Source organism: Pontixanthobacter aquaemixtae, assembly GCF_009827395.1.
GTDB classification, from domain to species: domain Bacteria; phylum Pseudomonadota; class Alphaproteobacteria; order Sphingomonadales; family Sphingomonadaceae; genus Pontixanthobacter; species Pontixanthobacter aquaemixtae.
The window spans coordinates 1,620,332-1,639,917 of the sequence record NZ_WTYX01000001.1 but is presented as its reverse complement, the minus strand read 5'-3'; the positions used below and the strand labels follow the sequence as shown (position 1 = coordinate 1,639,917).

Below are 19,586 nucleotides of genomic sequence, written 5' to 3'. Positions count from 1 at the left end.
GCTCCTATTTGCATGTCTCGCCCCGGCAGTGGCATAGGAACCAGAACATGACCGACCCCCAACTCACCGATGACCAAAGATGGCAAATCGCGATGGCGAAAGATCGCGCATTTGATGGCGTGTTTGTGACCGGTGTGCATTCAACCGGCATATATTGCCGACCCAGCTGCCCGGCGCGCGCGCCAAAGCGGGAGAATGTGAAATTCTATGCCACCTGCGAAGCCGCAGAGGCAGCGGGATTGCGGGCATGCAAAAGGTGCAAACCCGAAGCCTTGTCGCGCGACGAGCAGGCGGTGCTCCGCACGCTGGAGATTCTGCGCAAGAGCGAAGCGCCGGTTTCGTTGGAGAAACTGGGCGCGGCGACGGATTATTCGCCGACCCATTTGCAAAGGGTGTTTAGCGGCTCTGTCGGCATGTCGCCTGCCGCCTATCACCGCGCTTTGCGCCGCGAGCGCGCCGGCGATGCGTTAAGCGCGGGTGAGCGGGTGAGTGACGCGGTATATGATGCGGGCTATTCGGCCCCGTCGCGGTTTTATGACGAGAACAAGGAACGGTTGGGCATGTCAGCATCAGCATGGAAAGATGGCGGCCGCGGAGTGCATATTTCCTATGCGGTCACCTCGACGAGCCTTGGCCCGATGCTGGTCGCCGCGACCGCGAAGGGCGTGTGCCGGCTGTCTTTCAACGAAGATTGCGCAGAGCTGGAGCGGCGCTTCCCCAATGCCCAACTGGCCGAAGGCGGGGACGACTTTCGCGCTTTGCTCGAACAGGTGGTGGCTGCGGTCGAAAAACCGGGCGATGCGCAGCATATCCCGCTCGATGTCAAAGGAACCGCGTTTCAGGAGGCGGTGTGGCAGGAACTGCGCAAGATACCGCCGGGTGAAACGCGTTCCTATGCCGAAATAGCGGCGGCGGCGGGCAATCCCAAAGCCGTCCGCGCAGCCGGATCGGCCAATGGCGCAAACAGCGTTGCGGTGCTGATCCCGTGTCACCGCGTGGTTCGCTCTGACGGATCGCTGGGCGGCTATGCCTATGGCACCGAAATCAAACGAACCTTGCTCGAAAGGGAAGCGAAGTGACGAACACAGTCGAAATTTTCAAAAACCTGCATGTGCCGGGCGATCCGTTGGTGTTATTCAACATCTGGGATGCAGGCAGCGCCAAGGCGGTTGCTTCCGCCGGGGCAAAGGCGCTTGCAACCGGCAGTTACGGTGTGGCTGAGGCAATGGGCTTTACCGATGGCGAAACCGTGCCGCTCGATACGGTTCTGGCGAATCTGAAACGGATTGTGGCGGGCACCGATTTGCCCGTCTCGCTCGACATTGAATCGGGATATGGCGAAACCGCGGAACAGGTCGGCGCTTCGGTCGCGTTGGTGAAGGAAGCGGGGGCTGCCGGTATCAATCTGGAAGACCGGATGCCCGGTCTCGATGAATTGACCGCGATCGATGTGCAAGCCCGACGGATCGAAGAAGCCGCCAAAGCGGGGCTGTTCGTCAATGCGCGCTGCGACGTGTTTCGCGGCGTTTCGGCGGAGGATCACGGGCCGGCGCTTGTCGAAAAGGTGCTCGACCGTGCGAAGGCCTATGCCGACGCAGGGGCCAGCGGATTGTTCGTGCCCTTTACCGCGCATCGGGCAAGCATCGCGGCCATCTGCGAGGCATCGCCGATCCCGGTCAATATCATCTGGCGGGCAAAAGCCGATGGCGGGTTTGATGCCCCCGCTGAACTGGCCGATTTCGGCGTGGCGCGTATCAGCCACGGCCACCAACCTTGGGCGGCGGCGATGAACCGGCTGGCGGACGAGGCGCGGCGTGTGTTCGCGGGCGGCGTTCCGTCCTGACCATCGAACGCGGCGCTGTGTGATTCACAGTCGCGCGCGAATTTGACCGAAAGCGGGACGTGGGGCCTGTTTGCGGATTGACTTGCGCGAACAATTCGGCTCCCACCCCTCATCGATCGAATGGAGTGATTGATGAGCGAAGTCGAAACCGTCTCCGGCAAGCCGTTATGGCTGAAAGTCTGGCAATTCCCGCTGGTGGCGATGGCGGTTGCGCTCGCGCTGATGGTGGCGACACTGGCCGGAACGCAGCAACTGTTCACGGTTTTGCCAGAGATCGAGAACGCTGCGCTGGATATGATCGTGCGTACGGTTGTGGGCGTTGGACTAGTCTTTGTCGTCTATAAACTGTTCGTAACCCGATTGGGCGCGCGCAAAAAGGATGATCTTCCGGCGCGCGGCTCTATCACCGATACATTGCTTGGCCTTTTGGTTGGTGCGGCGATCTTCACGGCTGTTGTTGGCGTCGCTGCGATTGTCGGCGCTTATCGGATACTTGGTTGGGGATCGACGCAGGATTTGCTGCAAATTGTTCTGCTTACCGGGGTTGTTGCGGGCTTTGTCGAGGAGGTGATCATCCGCGGTATCGTGTTCCGCTGGCTCGAGGAGTTTGGCGGGAGCTTGCTAGCGCTGGCGATCAGCGCTGCGTTGTTCGGTTTTCTTCATATCCAAAATGACAACGCTACCGTTTGGTCCTCCGTTGCAATTGCATTGGAGGCAGGCATCCTGCTCGGCGGCGCCTATATGCTGACGCGTAATTTGTGGCTCGCGATAGGGATTCACGCCGGTTGGAATGTAACTCAGGGCTTCGTCTGGGGCGTGCCCGTTTCGGGGAACCCCTTCATGGGCATGGTCGAGTCAGGCCTTTATGGCCCTGATTGGCTATCAGGCGGTGCGTTCGGCCTAGAGGCATCGGTTATCGCGCTGGTGATTGCGACAGGCGCGGGTATCTGGATGGTGTGGCAAGCTCGCAAAGAAGGGCATTGGATTAGCTCCATGTGGTCGCGCAAATAGCGCTATCCTTCGCTGCGCGCCCAGCCTTTCTTGGCTGGCGTTAGCGTGTCCAGAAAAGCCTCTGCGCTGTCGAGGTAATCCTGCCGTTTGTCCTCGTCCATTCGGTCCCAATTGGAGTAGATGCGCCCGATCCGGTGGTTGCTTTCCAGCCGGTCGCGGTGACGGTCCATAAAATGCCAATAAAGCGTATTGAACGGGCACGCGCCTTCGCCGAATTTCTTGCTCGCTGAATAGCGGCAATCTTTGCAATAATCGGACATTTTGTTGATGTAGTTTGCGCTGGCCGCATAGGGCTTGCTCGCTAATTTTCCGCCATCGGCATAGAGCACCATCGCCGCGACATTGGGCAGTTCGACCCAATCATAGGCATCGGCATAGACCACCAGATACCAATCCTGCACATCGCGGGGCCGGATCCCCGCGAGCAAGGCGAAATTGCCCAGCACCATCAGCCGCTGGATATGATGCGCATGCGCGTTTTGTTTAGTCGAACGGATGCAGTCCGCCATGCAGCGCATATCGGTTTCGCCGGTCCAGTAAAAATCGGGTAGCGCGCGCTGCGCGTTGAGCGCATTGGCGCTTTCCAGCTCTGGCATGTGATACCTGTAAAACCCGCGCACATATTCGCGCCAGCCGATGATCTGCCGGATAAAGCCTTCGACTGCGTTGAGCGGCGCGGTGCTGTCTTCGTAAGCAAGCTGCGCGCGCTTGCACAGCTCCATCGGATCGAGCAGCCCGAGATTGATCGATGTGCTGAGCATGGAGTGGAACAAATCATCCTCCCCATGGACCATCGCATCCTGATAGGTTCCGAATTCAGGTAGCCGCTCGGCAAAGAAAATGTCGGCGGCGTCCTCAGCCTGTTCGCGGGTAACCGGCCAGTGAAACTTGTCGAGATCGCCGAAATGATCACCAAATTTTTCCTCGACCAGTGCGATCACTTCGCGCGTGATCGCGTCCGGTTCAGGCTTGGGCCGCTCGGGCGCATCCATCCCGTCTTTGGGCGGTTCGCGGTTGTCCTTGTCATAATTCCATTTGCCGCCAACCGGTTTGCCGTCCTCCATCAGCAGGCCGGTTTTCTTGCGCATTTCCTGATAGAAATTTTCCATCCGCAGCGTCTTGCGCCCGTCCGCCCACTCGCGGAATTCGGCGATCGAGCTGATGAAGCGGTCATCGGACAGGATCTCGACTTCGCAATCGAACTTGTCCGGCCATTCCTCGATTGCCTGCTGCACCCGCCATTCGCCGGCTTCGACCACGCGGATCAATCGCGGGTCGTGCCGTTCGATGGCGCGCGCGACTTCGCCGGTGAAGCTGTGCGCGTTTTCCTCATCGGTCAGCTTGGTATAATCGACCGTCCAGCCGGCATCGCGCAGCTCCTGCGCAAAGTGCCGCATGGCAGAGAGAACTAGCGTGATTTTCTGCTTGTGATGCCGGACATAGGTCGCCTCGTCCCACAGCTCCATCATCAGGATGACGGTATCGTCCTTGGCGCGGCCGCGCAGCGACGCAAGATCGCGCGTCAATTGATCGCCAAGGATCGGGACGAGGACAGGTTGGGAAGTTCCGGAAGCCATACCCGCTTAATGCGTCAGGCGGGCAAAGGCTCCCGGGATTTCAGAGTCAGCTTACAGCGGGGTAGCGTTTCTCGCACTGCGCGACATAGCCTTCAATATCGCCCTGCGCGAAACCGTCTTTCAGCGCAGCGTTCATGATTTCCGCGGGATCTTCCTGAATCAACATGACCAGCAGATCGGGATTTTGCTGCATCGCTGCTTCGAGCCGATCCAGAAGCGCGCTGGTGCCGTTGCCCTCTTTGCCGAATTCGGCGCTCTCATTCTCGACCGCGCCGGACAGGAAGCCCGCCATGGCGGTGCAGGAAATGATCGCGTCCTTATCCGCTTCGGGCAGCTTTAACGGGGCGGGCTTGAACCGGGCATCGCAACCTTCGATTGCCCCGGCATAATCCTTGCTCGCGACATCGTCTGCGATGGCTTCTGCACCATCGAGAATGCCGGTCAGCGCATTGATATCGAACGGGTCTGTGCGGCTCGCGGCGATCATCGGATATTTGATTGCGCCGGTAAATTCTTCGAAGGTGACCGCGTCGCCTTCGCTTTTCCCTTCGCGCAGCACCATGCCTTTCGCGGTGAAGCAAATTTTGGCGGCTTCCAGATCATCCTCGGGAAGTTCAATCGGCACGCCCGGGCCGCAACTCGCGGTTGTGAGGCTCGCTGTAGCCAAAATCGCTGTCGCAAATTTACGCATTATCAATTCCCCCAAAAGCTGATCGACACTCTTTCGATCGAGATCAGGCTCACGCTAGATTGGGTTCGATTCCCGGTTCGCATTTCGCCCAGGCCCGCTGATAGGCCTCGCGCTGACCAATACGTTGTAAATACGCGACGGTATTGGGTTTATCATCCAGCGGGACCTGCCGCATCATACGGCCCGTGGTGATGCAATAGACCATCATGATGTCGGCCAGCGTCAGCTGCGATCCGCCGAAAAACTCCGCTTCGCCCAGCCGTTTTTCCACCATATCCCAGGCCTTCGCGGTACGGTCCGCTACAAATCCGGTGGGCATGTCGTTCTGCGGATCCGCCATCGCCAGCATCAGCTGCATCATGCCGTTGGTCATGAATGTGCCGTTGGTGAAATGGAACCAGAACAGGTGGTCGGCAAAATCCGGGTGATCGACATCGAGGCAGTGCTTCGCCCCGCCATATTTGCGGTCGATATATTCGCAGATCGCCCCGCTTTCGGCGAGCACTAGGTCGCCGTCTTCAACCACTGGCGCCATTCCCGCCGGGTGCAGGGCCTTATACTCGTCTGGCGCCAGCCGGTTATCGGCGCGCCGGTCATAGCGTTTGAATTTGTAATCGAGCCCCAATTCCTCGCACAGCCAAACGGCGCGTTCGGATTGCGAAATTCCAAGATGGTGGACGGTCAGCATAGTTGGCTCCCAGAGATTTAAGTCCATTCTAGCTAAGCGGTCATGCGCCACAATGTCGAGCATGAACCGAAGAAAGCGTCCGCCTTAAAGGCTGGCGCGCGAAAAACACGGCAGACAGACTTGTAATGCAAATGATTATCATTAGCTGTTACCTATGGCCAAACCTGCTCCTCGCTCGCTTTCCGTCCTCGATTCGCAACGGGTCTCTCCCTCTATGCTCCAGATTACTTTGGGAGGCCCAGGGCTGGCCGGTTTTCCGCAAGATCAGACTGGCGGATATATCAAGCTGATGCTGCCCGATCCCGCAGGCGGGCCAAAGCCTGTGCTGCGGACCTACACAATCCGCGCGCAGCGGCAGGCGGAGATCGATGTGCACTTCGCCTTGCATGGCGGAAATGCCAATGGCCTCGCGACCGGCTGGGCGCTGGCGGCAGAGCGGGGCGACACCATCGCGATTGGCGGCCCCGGCCCGGCCAAGCCGCTTCCCGATGGCTTTGACTTTTACGCGGTGGCAGGCGACATGTCGGCGCTTCCGGCGATATCCGCCAATCTCGAACGGCTAGGCCGCGATGCCAAGGGAGTGGCGGTTCTCGAAATTCAGCATAGGGACGATGCCATCCCTATCGATGCCCCGGCCGGGATCGAGATTTGCTGGATCGTCAATCCCAAGCCGGGGACCGAGCCCGGCCTGCTTGCCGGTGAATTGCGTCGGCAGATGAAGCCCGACGGGAAAGTCGCTGGCTGGGCAGCGTGCGAATTTTCCGCAATGCGCGAACTGCGCGCGCTACTGCGCGGCGAGTGGGGGCTGGGACCGCGAGAATTGTACATTTCCAGCTATTGGAAGCACGGCCTCGACGAAATCGCGCACAAGAAAATCAAGCGGCAGGATGCAGAGGAGGCGGGCGAATGATCGCCTCTGCCGCGCCTAGACAAAGCTGTAGGGGTCGATATCGACATTGACGCGCACGCCCCTGGGAAGGTCGAGACCGCCGGAATATTGCCGGAATGGCGGCTATTGCGGTGCGCTTTCGAGCGCTCTTCGGGCAGCATCCTGATATTCAGGGTCGTTGAGCATCGTCGACAGCAACAGGCGGGCAAGATCCATCTGGCCGCGCCGCGACAGCGCAACCGCATAGGCGTATCGCAGTTCCTCTATGCTGGGATTGCGCAAAAATGCGGTTTCCAGCTGCTCGAATGCCACGTCAGGCGGTGTTTGATACTGTTCGAGGTAGGATTCGAAATAGAGTGCGGCCGCCAGCGGATATTGCTCCGGTTTCGAAGCTGTGTCCTGTAACAGGGCCCGGATGGCGTCGAATGTCTCCGCATCTCCCTCCTCGTCCCCATTGTTCTGCCGGTGCAGCATGATTTCCGCTTTAAGCTGCTTTGCAGGCTGAAACTCGGGGTCGAGTTCGAGCGCTTTGTTTACGGCCCGCCAAGCACTCGCATCAGAATAAGTGCGCCCCGTGACCACAATTTCGCCATCGACAAAGCCGAATCCCCGAAACCGGTTTGCACTATCGGGAATTCCGCCGCGCACTCTGGCAAATTCCGCAGCAGCATATTCGTACCAAATATCGGCATTTCCCGGCAGCTTTTGGGTCAGGCGTTCAAGTTTCTCCGATGTCTGCTCTCTGCGCTTGTCGACAAGCCGGACGAAGCGAAGCTCGACGAGAGCGATCTCGCTCTCGCTCATTTGGCGCAGGTTGATTTCGACGGGGGTGGCCGCTGGCAAGCCCACCTGGCGGAGGTTCGGTTTGCCGCGAAGCGCTTCCCGCATTCCGCCTGCAAGATCGCCGAGATCGCCAAACGCTTTGGCCGCATCCTCTACAGAGTCTCCGGCAGTGTAGGATTTGAGATAGTTCTCTACCATCCCGTCATATGCGGGGTCGGTAAGCAGCAGGAGCATGAACGTGCTGCTCAACCGGAAGAATTCCTGCCGCTCTCGCTCGCTGGTTTGCTCGACCTGGGCGGTCAGCATTTTTCTCAGGCGGACTTCGGATATGTCCGAGTCTACCGGGCGCCGGATATCCGGGACACCCAGAATGAACTGTCCTTCCTCTGTTACGAAACTCGTGGCGAAAAAGGTGGGAAGGCCCGCTTTTAGCCAAGGCGGGCTGGTGCGATAAAACGCATTGTCGAAATAGTGGCTCGCATAGGCGTAGAAAATCGGAAAATAGCGATATCGCGGATCATCGGCTGGATCATATTGCGCGAAACTGCCCGACATCTCTGCCCAGGAACGCGTGGCACTCAAATGCTTTTGGCCCCAAGCGCGGGACATCCGGTTTATATCACGGTCGAGGTAAATCTGGAGCTTTCGACCCGGCTGGTTCTGTTTCGGCAGCTGTCTTTGGATCATCTGGTCAAAAGCATTTACCTGAGCCGCCAGCTCACGAATTTCATCTTCGTCGAGCTTTGCATGAATTACAAAACTGGATGTTTCGGCGCGAAGCCATTCGGCAGCCAACAGCTGTTGGGGCAAACAAAGGACCAAAAGGCCAACCAAAAATCTTGTTATCATGACCATGGCCTATCACGCTGTTTCTATGCAGGAAAGCGGCAACTAGACAAAGCTGTAGGGATCGATATCGACATTGACGCGCACGCCCCGGGGGAAGTCGAGACCGTCGAGCCAGCCGCGGATAACATCCTGGATCTGCGCGCTGCGGCGGGCGTTAATGAGCAGGCGGTAGCGATAGCGGCCGCGCAGCATGGCCATCGGGGCAGGGGCGGGGCCAAGGATCATGACGTCTTTGACATTGGGCCGCGTGCCGCCGATCGCATTGGCTGCCTCGCGCGCTTCGGCTTCATCTTCTGAGGAGATTATGATCGCGGCCCAGCGGCCGAATGGCGGGGCGCCCGCACCGCGGCGTGCCTCAGTTTCGGCAGCGTAGAAAGCATCGCGGTCGCCGGCCTCCAGCGCGGCGATCACGGGTTCTTCGGGGTGGCGCGTCTGGATAAAGACTTCGCCCGGTTTGCTGCCTCTTCCCGCACGCCCCGCGACTTGCGCGACTTGCTGGTAAGTGCGCTCTGCCGCGCGCAGATCGCCGCCTTCCAATCCCAGATCGGCATCAATGACCCCGACCAGAGTCAGCTCGGGGAAGTGGAAACCCTTGGTGACCAGCTGCGTGCCGACGATCACATCGATGGCCCCGCCTTCTGCCTGCGCGACAAAATCGGCGACTTTCTCCCGCGTGTTGAGCGTGTCTGACGTGGCGATGGCAATGCGCGCATCGGGCAAAATCTCTGCAACTTCATCGGCGATCCGTTCAACCCCGGGGCCGCACGCGACCATGCAATCCTTCTCGCCGCAATCGGGACAAGCCGCAGGCGGTTCTTCCTCATGCCCGCAATGGTGGCAGGCCAGGCGGCGGCTGAAGCGGTGTTCGACCAGCCACGCACTGCAATTGCTGCACTGGAAGCGATAACCGCAATTGCGACACAGGGTCAGCGGCGCATAGCCGCGGCGGTTGAGAAACAGCAGCGATTGTTCACCCTTGGCCAGCCGGTCTTCCAGCGCTTCGACCAATTCGGGCGCGATCCAGCGTCCGCGTTCGGGCGGGTTTTCGGTCAGATTGATTGTCGCAATATCGGGCAGTGTTGCTCCGCCAAAACGGCTGGGCAATTCGACACGCTGATACACCCCGCTCTCGGCCATTTGCAGGCTTTCCAGCGCCGGGGTCGCGCTGGCCAGAATGATCGGAAACTTTTCAAAGCGCGCGCGCATCACCGCCACATCGCGCGCATTGTAGCGCACGCCATCATCCTGCTTGAAGCTGATCTCATGCGCTTCATCGACCACGATCAGCCCGAGATTGGCATAGGGCAGGAACAAGGCAGAGCGCGCGCCGACCACGACTTGCGCTTCCCCGCTGGCAATGGCGCGCCATGCGCGGCGGCGTTCGGTGGCTTTCTGGCCCGAATGCCACACAACCGGCGCTGCGCCGAAGCGGTCTTCGAACCGGCCCAGAAAGGCCTCGGTCAGCGCGATCTCGGGTAGCAAAACCAGCACCTGCCGATTGTCGCGAATGGCCGCGGCGATGGGTTCGAAATAAACCTCTGTCTTGCCCGATCCAGTCACCCCATCGAGCAGGAACGGGGCGAATTCGCGCGCCTTTACGGCTTCGACAAATTGATCGGCGACTTTGCGTTGGTCATCGGACAAATCGGGCTGCTCGTGGTCGGCCCGTGCGCGAGGATAGGGGCGGTCAATATCGACTTCGACCGGCTCCAATGCCCCTTGGTTGACCAGTCCGCGCAGCACCCCGTCGCTAACGCTGGCCAAATCCGCCAGCTCGCGAATGGTTGCTTGCTCGTTCTGCAGCGCGTCCAGCGCAACCGCGCGTTGCGGGGTCATCCGTTCCGGCTCGACGCCGGTCAGGCGGTATTCGGTCATCGTTGTGGGTCCGCGCAGCGCGCCGCCCGATGACACGACCATCCGCGCCACCGACATCAGCCGCGCGCAGTAATAGTCGGCGGTCCATTCGATCAGTCGTCGTAGCTCCGCACGAAGCGGGGGCACGGGCAGCACCTCGATGATGTTGCGCAGCTTGGAATCGGACACGCTTTCACCCGGCAGCCGGTCCTCTTCCCACACGATACCGATGATCTGGCGCGGGCCGAGCGGAGCGACTACAACAGACCCGTGCTCGACTGTCATGCCATCGGGCACCTTATAGTCGAGCGGGCCGAGAGCGGCGTTAAAAATAATGAGTCGGACGCGGTTCATGAGCTGGGTTTCATATGGGACCAGTAACGGCTTCGCGACAAGGTAAAGGGGATTGAAATGACCGATTTGTTGGATCAGCACACCGGACGCCGCGCATTTCTGGCGGGCGGCGTGGCGACGGGCGCATTGGCTTTGGCCGGGTGTACATCGCTTCCCGGTTTTGGATTCACTGATGCGATACGGCGCTTGCTGGTGTTGTCCAGCGAGCGCGCATTTGCCCGGATGACGGCCGATGGCGGTTTTTGGGACCAGCAAGTCGGACGCATAGGTCTCGCCAATATCATGGGGACGCGCGGCAATATTCTTGCGGGCATTCTGACCTCCGCCGTGTTCAAAGACCAGCTGGAAGATGCCTTTGCCGATGTCGCCGTGCGCGGGGCAGAGCGGGCCGCACCGGTTGTCGCGGACGCGGTGCGCATTGTCGGCATCGAAGCCGCCGAACAGCTTGTGCGCGGCGGCCCGACCGCGGCGACAGCTTTCCTGCGCGGAGAGATGGGCAACACACTGGTAGAAGCGATGGTGCCAGAATTGGGCGATGCGATCCGGCTGGCCAATGATCCGGTTATAGGCCGTGCGATTGCGCAGCTCAGCGGTGTCGATGTAGCGGGCGTATCCAACCGTTTCAGCGCCGATATTAACGACGCGATCTGGAATGAAATGGGCATAGAAGAAGCCGCCATAAGGCGCGATCCGCAAAGCACCAATGATCCGCTTCTGATCGGTGTGTTCGGGCTGGGCTCGCTTCGCTAGATCGCAACCAAGTTTCCCCACCCACCGTCTTGCTATAGCCGGGCGGAATAACTAGGCATCACGGTGGTTTATAGATTTACTGGGGGGATTTGGGGTGATCGATAAACGCTTGCTTGCAGCAGTTTCGGGTGTTGGTTTGTTGGTGACGGGGCTTGCCGCACCTGCCGCTCAGGCGCGTGAGCCGCGGGACATTTATGCGCCGATTTTTGCCCAGTACAAATCGATAACCGACGCGCGCAAAAAGCTTCGCCGGAAAGAGAAAAAGGGCCAACCGATGTCGGGCGATGAATATTTCGCCATGGCCCATGCTTGCCAGTATGAAGAACCGGCAAGTGCATCCAAAATCCTGACCGCGCTCAGCCGATCAGGCTGCAAGGACAAGGCTGTCGACTATTTCATCGAAGCGGGCATGCGCGGAACGCCGGAGGGTTTTCTCGGCGCAGCGCAGAAAATCGGCACGGGACAGGCCACCTATATGTATGCGCAGATGGCTTACCAATTGGCGGATACAGACACGGCATTGCGCAACGATGCGGCAGCGGAAATGGCCAAGCTGCGCCCGACTGCGGGCGATATTATCCGCGTGAATGCGCAGGCGCAGAGCACTGTTCAGCAGCTCTTGGCGGCAAACCGTTATCAAACCGCCACTCCCGGCGCGACTGAGGGACAATTGGCCAGCGTCGCCCCGCAGCTCAAATGGCTGGATTTCAAAAACCCCAAGCGGTGCACGTGGAGCGATGCCGCGCAAAAGGTGCTGCAGAATTCCTACGCTTTTGACGACAGGCGCAACCTGCCGACAATTCCGGCCAAAGTGCGGGTTCCCGGAGTCAAAAACTGGGTAACCAGCCGTATCATCCGGCCGGGCGGCAATTCATCAAACGAAATTGATATCTACACCGATTTCAAAGGGAACTGGAACGGATTGACCGTGCTCGGCCTGAGATATTCCTTCCTCGAAGAATCCGATGGATACCAAGCCACGGGCATTCGCTTTGCCGAACCGGTCAAGACCGTAGCCGCGCGGCTGGCCGCATCGGGCTTTGTCGTGAACGCAGATGGCAGTTACCGGGAACAGGTCGACAAGGTAGACACCTTCAAATACCGCGATGAACGGGGCCGCCAGCAGACGTCTCGCAATATCGACGGGGTTATCACCTCGGTCGCGCGCAAGAACGGAGAGACTCTGTTTCTGTGCGACGAGGTATTCTACGCGAGCTACGGCGCCTAGACCTTCGGGCAGAAAGCTGAAGGCCAAGGTGACGACGCAGTGGTCTAGAGATTGCGAGCCTGTTATCGCATTCGCGAATCGCCAAGCGGAGCATCCCTATGAAATTCTTTGCCGACACTGCCGAAATCGATGACATCAAGGAACTGGCTGCGACCGGATTGCTGGACGGGGTCACCACAAACCCAAGCCTGATCGCCAAATCGGGCCGCGATTTCATGGAAGTGACCAAGGAAATTTGCGGGATCACCGATGGTCCGGTGAGCGCGGAAGTGGTCGCTCTCGACCATGAAACGATGATGAAAGAGGCAGAGGTACTGCGCAAGATCGCGGACAATGTCTGCATCAAGGTTCCGCTCACGATTGACGGGCTCAAGACTTGTAAGGCGCTGACCGATGACGGAACGATGGTCAATGTCACGCTGTGCTTCAGCGCGAACCAGGCGCTGCTGGCGGCAAAAGCGGGCGCGACCTTCGTTTCCCCTTTTGTCGGGCGGCACGATGATAATGGCGTGAACGGAATGGACCTGATCCGCGACATCAGCCAGATCTATGACAATTACGCGTTCGAAACTGAAATTCTGGTCGCATCGGTGCGGCATGTTACCCATGTGCTGGAAAGCGCGCTGATCGGGGCCGATGTGATGACCGCGCCGCCCAAAGTGATCAAAGCGCTGTTCAATCATGTGCTGACCGAAAAGGGGATCGAAGGGTTCCTGAAAGACTGGGAATCGACCGGACAGTCGATTACCTGATTTACTTTGGCTGACGACACTCCTCTCGACCTGTTCAAACAGGCGCTGACCGGCGCCAGCCGTGCGGTTGCGCGCGAAGCGGAAGTGGAAGTCGCGTGGAGCGCGGATGCGCCGTCTTCCACCGGCAAGAATTTCCGCGTGCCCTTGCCGGGCCGCAATTTACCCGCCGATCAGGCGCAGGAAGCACGCGGATTTGCTGACAGTTTCGCGTTGAAATTGCGCCACCATAACGAGGCCGTCCATGCACGCGGCGCGCCGTCAGAACCGATAGCCCGGGCCTGCTATGATGCGGTGGAAATGGTGCGCTACGAAGCGCTCGGCTCCAACAATTTCAGCGGGATACGCGGCAATCTTGATGCGGCATTGGCAGTCCGCATGGGCGCCGATCCGATTGTCCGTGCGCAGAATGAAAGCGAAGTTCCGGTGCAGGGCGCGCTGGCGCTGATGCTGCGCGAAAAGCTGACCGGGCAGGCGATACCCGATGCCGCTTTGCCCGCTGTTGATATGGTGCGCGAACGGATCGAAGAAGCGGTCGGCGGTGATTTTGAATCGCTCGCGCTTTCGCTCGATGACCAAAAGGCATTCCAGTCGCTCACGCTCGATATGCTGCGCAATCTCGACCTTATCAAAGAGGAAACCGAGCAGGGTTCCGATGACGAGGATGGAGAGGACGAAGAGGGTCAGGACGAAGAAGAGCAGGACGGCGATGAGGACAGCGCCGACGGCGATCCGCAAACCGCCGAAATGGCGGGCGAGGCTGCCGAAGGCGAAGACACCGGTGAAAGCGAAACCGAGCAAAGTTCCGAAGAGGAAATGAACGACGGTGAGCTGGGCGACGAGGGCGAAGAAGGTATGATGCCGGTTCGCCCCAATCGCCCGTGGACCGACATTCCCGGCGATTTCGATTACAAGCATTTCACCGACAAGTTCGACGAAGAAATCGAAGCGCCCGAGCTGTGCGACACCGAAGAGCTCGACCGGCTGCGGCAATATCTCGACAGCCAGCTGACCGGCCTGCAAAGCATCGTCACCAAGCTGGCCAACCGCTTGCAACGTCGCCTGATGGCGCAGCAAAACCGCGCTTGGGATTTCGATCAGGAAGAAGGCCTGCTGGATGCGGCGCGGCTGGCGCGTGTGGTAACGCAGCCGGGGCACGCGCTCAGTTACAAGGTCGAACGCGATCAGGAATTCAAGGACACGGTGGTCACGCTGCTGATCGACAATTCGGGTTCGATGCGCGGTCGCCCGATTTCGATTGCCGCGATCAGCGCGGATATCATGGCGCGCACGCTGGAACGGTGCGGCGTGAAAGTGGAAATTCTCGGCTTCACCACGCGCGCCTGGAAAGGCGGGCAGAGCCGCGAGGCATGGCTCGCCGATGGCAAGCCGGGCCATCCGGGCCGGCTCAACGATCTGCGCCACATCATCTATAAAAAGGCCGACGAACCATGGCGCCGCGCGCGCCGCAATCTCGGCCTGATGATGCGCGAAGGATTGCTCAAAGAGAACATCGATGGCGAGGCCCTGATGTGGGCGCATCAGCGCTTGCTCGCACGCGCCGAAGACCGCCGTATCCTGATGGTGATTTCAGATGGCGCGCCGGTCGATGATTCGACTTTGAGCGTGAACACCGCGGGCTATCTTGAACAGCATTTGCGCCGCGTGATCGACTGGATCGAGAAAAGTTCGCCGGTCGAACTGGCCGCGATCGGGATCGGCCATGATGTAACCCGCTATTACAGCCGCGCGGTCACGATCATGGATGTCGAACAGCTGGGCGGGACGATTATCGAACAGCTTGCCGGATTGTTTGACACCAAGGGGTAGCATGCTCCGGCCCGCCATTCCCGCGCTTGCGGGAAAGAATGAGGAAGACAAATGAACGTAACCGAAGCCGTTTCCACCCGCCGTTCGATCCGCCAGTTTCTCGACAAGCCGGTCGATCTGGAAACGCTGCGCCGGATTATGGACACTGCGCGCTGGACGGCATCGGGTTGCAATTACCAGCCATGGGAAGCGACCCTTGTAACGGGGCAGCCGCTGAAGGATTTGCAGGCCAAACTCACATCCTCGCAGCCGCAGCAGGCAGAATATGACTGGACCGCACCCGGTCAGGAAGAGGCGTATAAGGAACGCCTGAACGCGGTTTCGAGAGGCATGTTCGGATCGATGAACATCGCCCGCGATGATGGCGAAGGGCGGATGAAAGCGATGATGCGCAACACCACCAGCTTCGATGCGCCAGTGGTCATGTTCATCTATTTCCCGCGCCTGATGAAGGAGGCGCAATGGTCTGACACCGGCATGTGGCTGCAATCGGTGGCGCTGCTGCTGCGCGAAGAAGGGCTGGATAGCTGCTTTCAGGAATATATGGCGCTTTATGCCGATGTGATCCGCGACCATCTGGGGCTCGACCATGATCGCTATATGCTCTTTTGCGGAATGGCGATCGGCTATCGCGATGAAGATGCGCCGCTCAACAATTTTGAGCGCGAGCGGGTGGCGCTCGACGATCAGGTGAAGTTTCTCGGTTGGGATTGACCGCGCGCGCCAAGCGCAGCAAAGCGCCAAGCGCAATGACCGACCTGAAGCTCTTCAACTCGCTAACCCGCGAAATCGAACCGTTCGTTCCCGTCCATCCCGGCGAGGCGCGCGTTTATAGCTGCGGTCCGACGGTCTATAATTACCCGCATATCGGCAATATGCGCGCCTATGTCTTTGCCGATATTCTGGGGCGGACGCTGAGCTGGAAGGGGTATAAACTCACCCATGTCATCAACATCACCGATGTCGGCCATCTGACCGATGATGCCGATGATGGAGAGGACAAGCTGGAGAAAATGGCCGCCGAAAAGGCGCAGGATATCTGGCAGATCGCCAAGCATTATACCGAGGCCTATTGGGAAGATGTGAAAGCGCTCAATATCAGGCAGCCGGCGCATTGGTCTGTGGCGACCGATTACATCGACGAAATGCTCGATTTCGCGAAAAGCATCGCTGACAAGCATTGCTACGAACTCGACAGCGGGCTCTATTTCGATGTCTCGACAATTGCCGATTACGGCCGCTTGGCGCGCGCTGTGACAGAGGATGGAGAGGGCCGGATCGAAACGGTCGAGGGTAAGCGCAACGCCGCCGACTTCGCGATCTGGCGCAAGACTCCGCCCGGCGAAAAGCGCCAAATGGAATGGGACAGCCCGTGGGGCAAAGGCGCGCCCGGCTGGCATCTGGAATGTTCGGTGATGGGGGAAAAGCTGCTCGGCTTCCCGTTTGATATCCACACAGGGGGGATCGATCACCGCGAAATCCATCATCCCAACGAAATCGCGCAGAACCAGGCTTTCTGCGGCTGCGGCGGCCTTTCCGAAGCGACCAATTCGGGCGCGCGGTTCTGGATGCACAACAACTTCCTGGTCGAACGTAGCGGCAAGATGAGCAAGTCGTCGGGTGAATTCCTGCGGCTGCAATTGCTGGTGGACAAGGGATACCACCCGCTCGCTTACCGGATGATGTGCCTGCAGGCGCATTACCGCAGCGAGCTGGAATTTTCGTGGGAAGGGCTGGACGCGGCGCTGACGCGGCTAAAGCGGATTGTTGCAGCATATGAAAAAATTAAGGCGACGCCTGTTCCTTCTGAACTTCAAACGACGTCATTGGATGCATTCTTCGAAGAAGAGGAAGGTCGATTTGACGGGGCAATTTCTGACGACTTGAACACCCCTGTTGCATTGACCGCTTTCGAAAGTGTGCTCTTCGCAAAGAAGCGGAAGCCGCACGAGAAGGAGGTTCCGCTTCTCCAAATGGATGAAGTACTGGGATTGTGCATCTCAAGCCTGTCTCGCAAGGATCTTCGGGTTCGTCCTAACACTGCGACCATCACCGAGGCCGAAATCGAAGACGCGCTCGCCCGGCGCAAGGCTGCGCGGGCTCAAAAGGACTTCGCCACCTCTGACGCTATCCGTGACGAGCTTACCGCCAAGGGCGTAGAGGTGATGGACGGCGATCCTCTTGGTTGGGAGTGGAAATTATGACCATCGCAGTTCTTTCCGCATTGATCCGCCCGGCCATCGAGCCGCATTTGCCCGATTGGCTCGAACCGCGCTGGTTCGCCTCGACCGACGAGTTGATGGAACATGCGGGCGAAGCGGAAATCGGTTGGTTCGATCTCAACGACAAGAAACCGATGGCCGAAGCGGTGCGCCGCGCCGAGAAGATGAAATGGTATAATTCGATCTATGCGGGGCTGGATTTCCTGCCGCTGGATGTTCTGGCCGAGCGCGGGGTGACAGTGACCAATGGCGCCGGCATCAACGCCATCACGATTGCCGAATATACCGTCATGATGATGCTCAACCACGCGAAGGGGTATCGCGAGGTCGTGCGCGCGCAGGACCGGCACGAATGGTTGCTGGATTCACCCGGCAAGATGGAGCTGGCGGGCAGCAAGGCGTTGTTGCTGGGCTATGGCGCGATTGGCAAATTGATCGAGACCCGCCTCAATGCATTCGATGTCGATGTCACGATTGTCAGGCGCTCGGGCGGATCGGATGGTGTGCTTGGGCCCGATGAATGGCGCGGCAAGCTGGGCGAGTTTGATTGGGTTATCCTCGCTGTGCCTGCGACACCCGAAACCGACGGAATGATTGGCGAAAGCGAAATTGCGGCGATGAAGGATAGCGCCGTGCTGGTAAACATCGCGCGCGGAACGGTGGTCGATCAGGATGCGCTGGTCACCGCATTACAGGCCGGTACAATCGGCGCGGCGCTGCTCGATGTGACCGATCCCGAACCGCTGCCCGAAGACCACGTGCTGTGGACGCTCCCCAATGCGGATATCACGATGCATCTGTCAGGCCGCGCGCAAGACAAGATGTTCATGCGCTCGGCGCAGCGCTTTCTCGAAAATCTGGGCAAGTATCATCGCGGCGAACCGCTCAGCCCGATTTTTGACCCGGCGAGGGGATATTAGCGCGGGCCCGGCCGCGTTTACGCGTCGATCAGCAGCAACAGCTCGCACTCTACGACCATTTGCGGTTCGGGCAGCAATCTGTGCCGGACATTGGTGATCGTTGCGTCCGCGACCAATTGTCCGGGAATCGTGAATTCATGCTCGGGCAGGATCGAAACAAAGGATTCGCCTGCCTCAACCGCTTCCGCGCCCGAAAACGTCAGACGCAGGCTGTGCCGCGCGCCGGAAAAGGTGATGCTGGCCCATGCTTTTTCATCATGCTGTTCGATTGTCGCCAATCCCGAACACAGCGCGTCCAGCGCCAAACGCAATCGCTCTGCCGCGGTCCGGCGCGGTTTTCGGGAGGGGCGGATTTTCGCAGTGGGACTAGCCGACATTCTGCCCTCCCAGATATTCACTGATAAAGCTCTCGACGCGGCGCTCGGTCTTGCTGCGCGGCATTCGGCCATTGCGCAGATCGAGCACAAAGCGCGGATCCTGCGTGGCAAGTCGGCCAAACTTGGTCGGGGGCATTCCCGTTTGGCGAAGGAACTTTTCAATGGTCCTGATAAGCATGGGCTCTCCTGCGGTGCGGGTTTTTGTGGCGACCGGGCGCTCCTGCGAATCGCCCGATGACCGATTCGTCGCGCGTGAAATCCTACTTGTCTAGGAAAAATACATCGTGTAGGTAGGAAAAATACATCGACAACGAGGACAAATAATGTCGAACCCGCGTGAGAGACTTCTCGAACTTGCCCAATCGCAAAGCTGTTCGCTGAGCAGCCTTTCCGAGATGATTGGGAAAAATAAGACGTATTTGCAGCAGTTTACGTCAAAAGGTAGCCCGAGGCGCTTGAGCGAGCATGATCGCCGGATGCTCGCGGAGTTTTTCGACGTGCCCGAATCGGAACTGGGCGGACCGGCGGAAAAATCCTATATGCCGACGAAGAGATTGCCTCTGGAGAAAGGCTGGGTCGATGTGCCGCGCCTCGCGCTCAGCGCCTCCGCCGGCCCCGGGGCAACGGTGGGAGAGGAAATTCCCTTCGACAATTTCCGTTTCTCGCAGCGGTGGCTGCGCGAACAGGGGCTAGAGGGGGCCGATCTCTCAGCAATTGTGGTGGAGGGGGACTCGATGGAGCCGCTGCTTCGTGCGGGCGACGAAGTGCTGGTCGACCGGTCGCAGCGCCCCTTCCGCGATGGTATCCATGTGGTGCGGCTGGAAGACACGCTGCTGGTCAAACGCGTCGCATCGCAAGGGGGAGGGCGTGTGTCACTGCTCAGCCAGAACCTCGCCTATCCGCCGATTGAAGTGTCGGCAGATGAGGTAGAGATTATCGGCCGCGTGGTGTGGAAGAGCGGGAGGTTGTAG

19 protein-coding genes are annotated in these 19,586 nt (G+C 59.2%); 12 read left to right on the top strand and 7 right to left on the bottom strand.

The window, feature by feature from the left end:
• Window positions 1-47 precede the first annotated feature (47 nt).
• The 3 genes from ada (at window position 48) to GRI41_RS07905 (ending at window position 2,854) form a co-directional block, all read left to right on the top strand.
• Complete coding sequence (gene ada / locus GRI41_RS07915; protein ID WP_160604245.1) at window positions 48-1,079, top strand: bifunctional DNA-binding transcriptional regulator/O6-methylguanine-DNA methyltransferase Ada; 1,032 nt, start codon at window positions 48-50, stop codon at window positions 1,077-1,079.
• Window positions 1,076-1,843, top strand: a complete 768-nt coding sequence (locus GRI41_RS07910; protein ID WP_160604243.1) for an isocitrate lyase/PEP mutase family protein — start codon at window positions 1,076-1,078, stop codon at window positions 1,841-1,843. The genes ada and GRI41_RS07910 overlap by 4 nt, the downstream gene beginning before the upstream one ends.
• Before the next feature lie 132 nt (window positions 1,844-1,975).
• Window positions 1,976-2,854, top strand: coding sequence for a CPBP family intramembrane glutamic endopeptidase (locus GRI41_RS07905; RefSeq protein ID WP_160604241.1), 879 nt, complete (start codon window positions 1,976-1,978; stop codon window positions 2,852-2,854).
• Between the two features lie 2 nt (window positions 2,855-2,856).
• Here the strand turns inward: GRI41_RS07905 and GRI41_RS07900 are convergent, their stop codons facing one another.
• Genes GRI41_RS07900 through GRI41_RS07890 form a run of 3 tightly spaced genes read right to left on the bottom strand, consistent with a single transcriptional unit; the run spans window position 2,857 to window position 5,837 of the window.
• The gene (locus GRI41_RS07900) at window positions 2,857-4,431 is read right to left on the bottom strand and encodes a cryptochrome/photolyase family protein (protein WP_160604240.1); all 1,575 of its coding nucleotides are present in this window, start codon (window positions 4,429-4,431) and stop codon (window positions 2,857-2,859) included.
• Between the two features lie 46 nt (window positions 4,432-4,477).
• Window positions 4,478-5,122: a hypothetical protein gene (locus GRI41_RS07895; protein ID WP_160604238.1), complete on the bottom strand. Its 645-nt coding sequence runs from the start codon at window positions 5,120-5,122 to the stop codon at window positions 4,478-4,480.
• A gap of 49 nt (window positions 5,123-5,171) precedes the next feature.
• A complete protein-coding gene (locus GRI41_RS07890; RefSeq protein WP_235901093.1) occupies window positions 5,172-5,837 on the bottom strand; it encodes a glutathione S-transferase family protein in 666 nt (221 codons plus the stop codon).
• A gap of 127 nt (window positions 5,838-5,964) precedes the next feature.
• Between GRI41_RS07890 and GRI41_RS07885 the strand changes: the two genes are divergently transcribed.
• Window positions 5,965-6,720, top strand: coding sequence for a siderophore-interacting protein (locus GRI41_RS07885; protein WP_160604236.1), 756 nt, complete (start codon window positions 5,965-5,967; stop codon window positions 6,718-6,720).
• 102 nt (window positions 6,721-6,822) lie between these two features.
• On the opposite strand, the gene GRI41_RS07880 is transcribed toward GRI41_RS07885, so the two are convergent.
• Both GRI41_RS07880 and GRI41_RS07875 read right to left on the bottom strand, forming a co-directional pair.
• On the bottom strand, window positions 6,823-8,277 hold the full coding sequence (locus tag GRI41_RS07880; protein ID WP_160604234.1) for a hypothetical protein: 1,455 nt from the start codon (window positions 8,275-8,277) through the stop codon (window positions 6,823-6,825).
• A gap of 96 nt (window positions 8,278-8,373) precedes the next feature.
• Window positions 8,374-10,539, bottom strand: coding sequence for a primosomal protein N' (locus GRI41_RS07875; RefSeq protein WP_160604232.1), 2,166 nt, complete (start codon window positions 10,537-10,539; stop codon window positions 8,374-8,376).
• Window positions 10,540-10,596: 57 nt separating this feature from the next.
• Between GRI41_RS07875 and GRI41_RS07870 the strand changes: the two genes are divergently transcribed.
• The 7 genes from GRI41_RS07870 (at window position 10,597) to GRI41_RS07840 (ending at window position 18,238) form a co-directional block, all read left to right on the top strand.
• Complete coding sequence (locus GRI41_RS07870) at window positions 10,597-11,289, top strand: DUF4197 domain-containing protein (RefSeq protein ID WP_160604230.1); 693 nt, start codon at window positions 10,597-10,599, stop codon at window positions 11,287-11,289.
• 94 nt (window positions 11,290-11,383) lie between these two features.
• Window positions 11,384-12,517 (top strand): hypothetical protein, encoded by a 1,134-nt coding sequence (locus tag GRI41_RS07865; RefSeq protein ID WP_160604228.1) that lies wholly within the window; start codon window positions 11,384-11,386, stop codon window positions 12,515-12,517.
• A gap of 98 nt (window positions 12,518-12,615) precedes the next feature.
• Entirely contained in the window at window positions 12,616-13,269 is a 654-nt protein-coding gene (gene fsa / locus GRI41_RS07860; protein ID WP_160604226.1) for a fructose-6-phosphate aldolase, read from the top strand.
• Between the two features lie 6 nt (window positions 13,270-13,275).
• A complete protein-coding gene (cobT, locus tag GRI41_RS07855; RefSeq protein ID WP_160604224.1) occupies window positions 13,276-15,096 on the top strand; it encodes a cobaltochelatase subunit CobT in 1,821 nt (606 codons plus the stop codon).
• Window positions 15,097-15,147: 51 nt separating this feature from the next.
• Window positions 15,148-15,810: a nitroreductase gene (locus GRI41_RS07850; RefSeq protein ID WP_160604222.1), complete on the top strand. Its 663-nt coding sequence runs from the start codon at window positions 15,148-15,150 to the stop codon at window positions 15,808-15,810.
• Between the two features lie 35 nt (window positions 15,811-15,845).
• The gene (gene cysS / locus GRI41_RS07845; protein WP_160604220.1) at window positions 15,846-17,300 is read left to right on the top strand and encodes a cysteine--tRNA ligase; all 1,455 of its coding nucleotides are present in this window, start codon (window positions 15,846-15,848) and stop codon (window positions 17,298-17,300) included.
• Window positions 17,297-18,238: a D-2-hydroxyacid dehydrogenase gene (locus tag GRI41_RS07840; protein ID WP_160604218.1), complete on the top strand. Its 942-nt coding sequence runs from the start codon at window positions 17,297-17,299 to the stop codon at window positions 18,236-18,238. The genes cysS and GRI41_RS07840 overlap by 4 nt, the downstream gene beginning before the upstream one ends.
• Window positions 18,239-18,255: 17 nt before the next feature.
• Here the strand turns inward: GRI41_RS07840 and GRI41_RS07835 are convergent, their stop codons facing one another.
• A complete protein-coding gene (locus tag GRI41_RS07835) occupies window positions 18,256-18,615 on the bottom strand; it encodes a hypothetical protein (RefSeq protein ID WP_235901091.1) in 360 nt (119 codons plus the stop codon).
• Entirely contained in the window at window positions 18,605-18,793 is a 189-nt protein-coding gene (locus tag GRI41_RS07830) for a hypothetical protein (RefSeq protein ID WP_160604216.1), read from the bottom strand. The genes GRI41_RS07835 and GRI41_RS07830 overlap by 11 nt, the downstream gene beginning before the upstream one ends.
• Window positions 18,794-19,070: 277 nt before the next feature.
• On the opposite strand from GRI41_RS07830, the gene GRI41_RS07825 reads away from it, so the two are divergent.
• Window positions 19,071-19,586, top strand: a complete 516-nt coding sequence (locus tag GRI41_RS07825) for a S24 family peptidase (protein ID WP_328600528.1) — start codon at window positions 19,071-19,073, stop codon at window positions 19,584-19,586.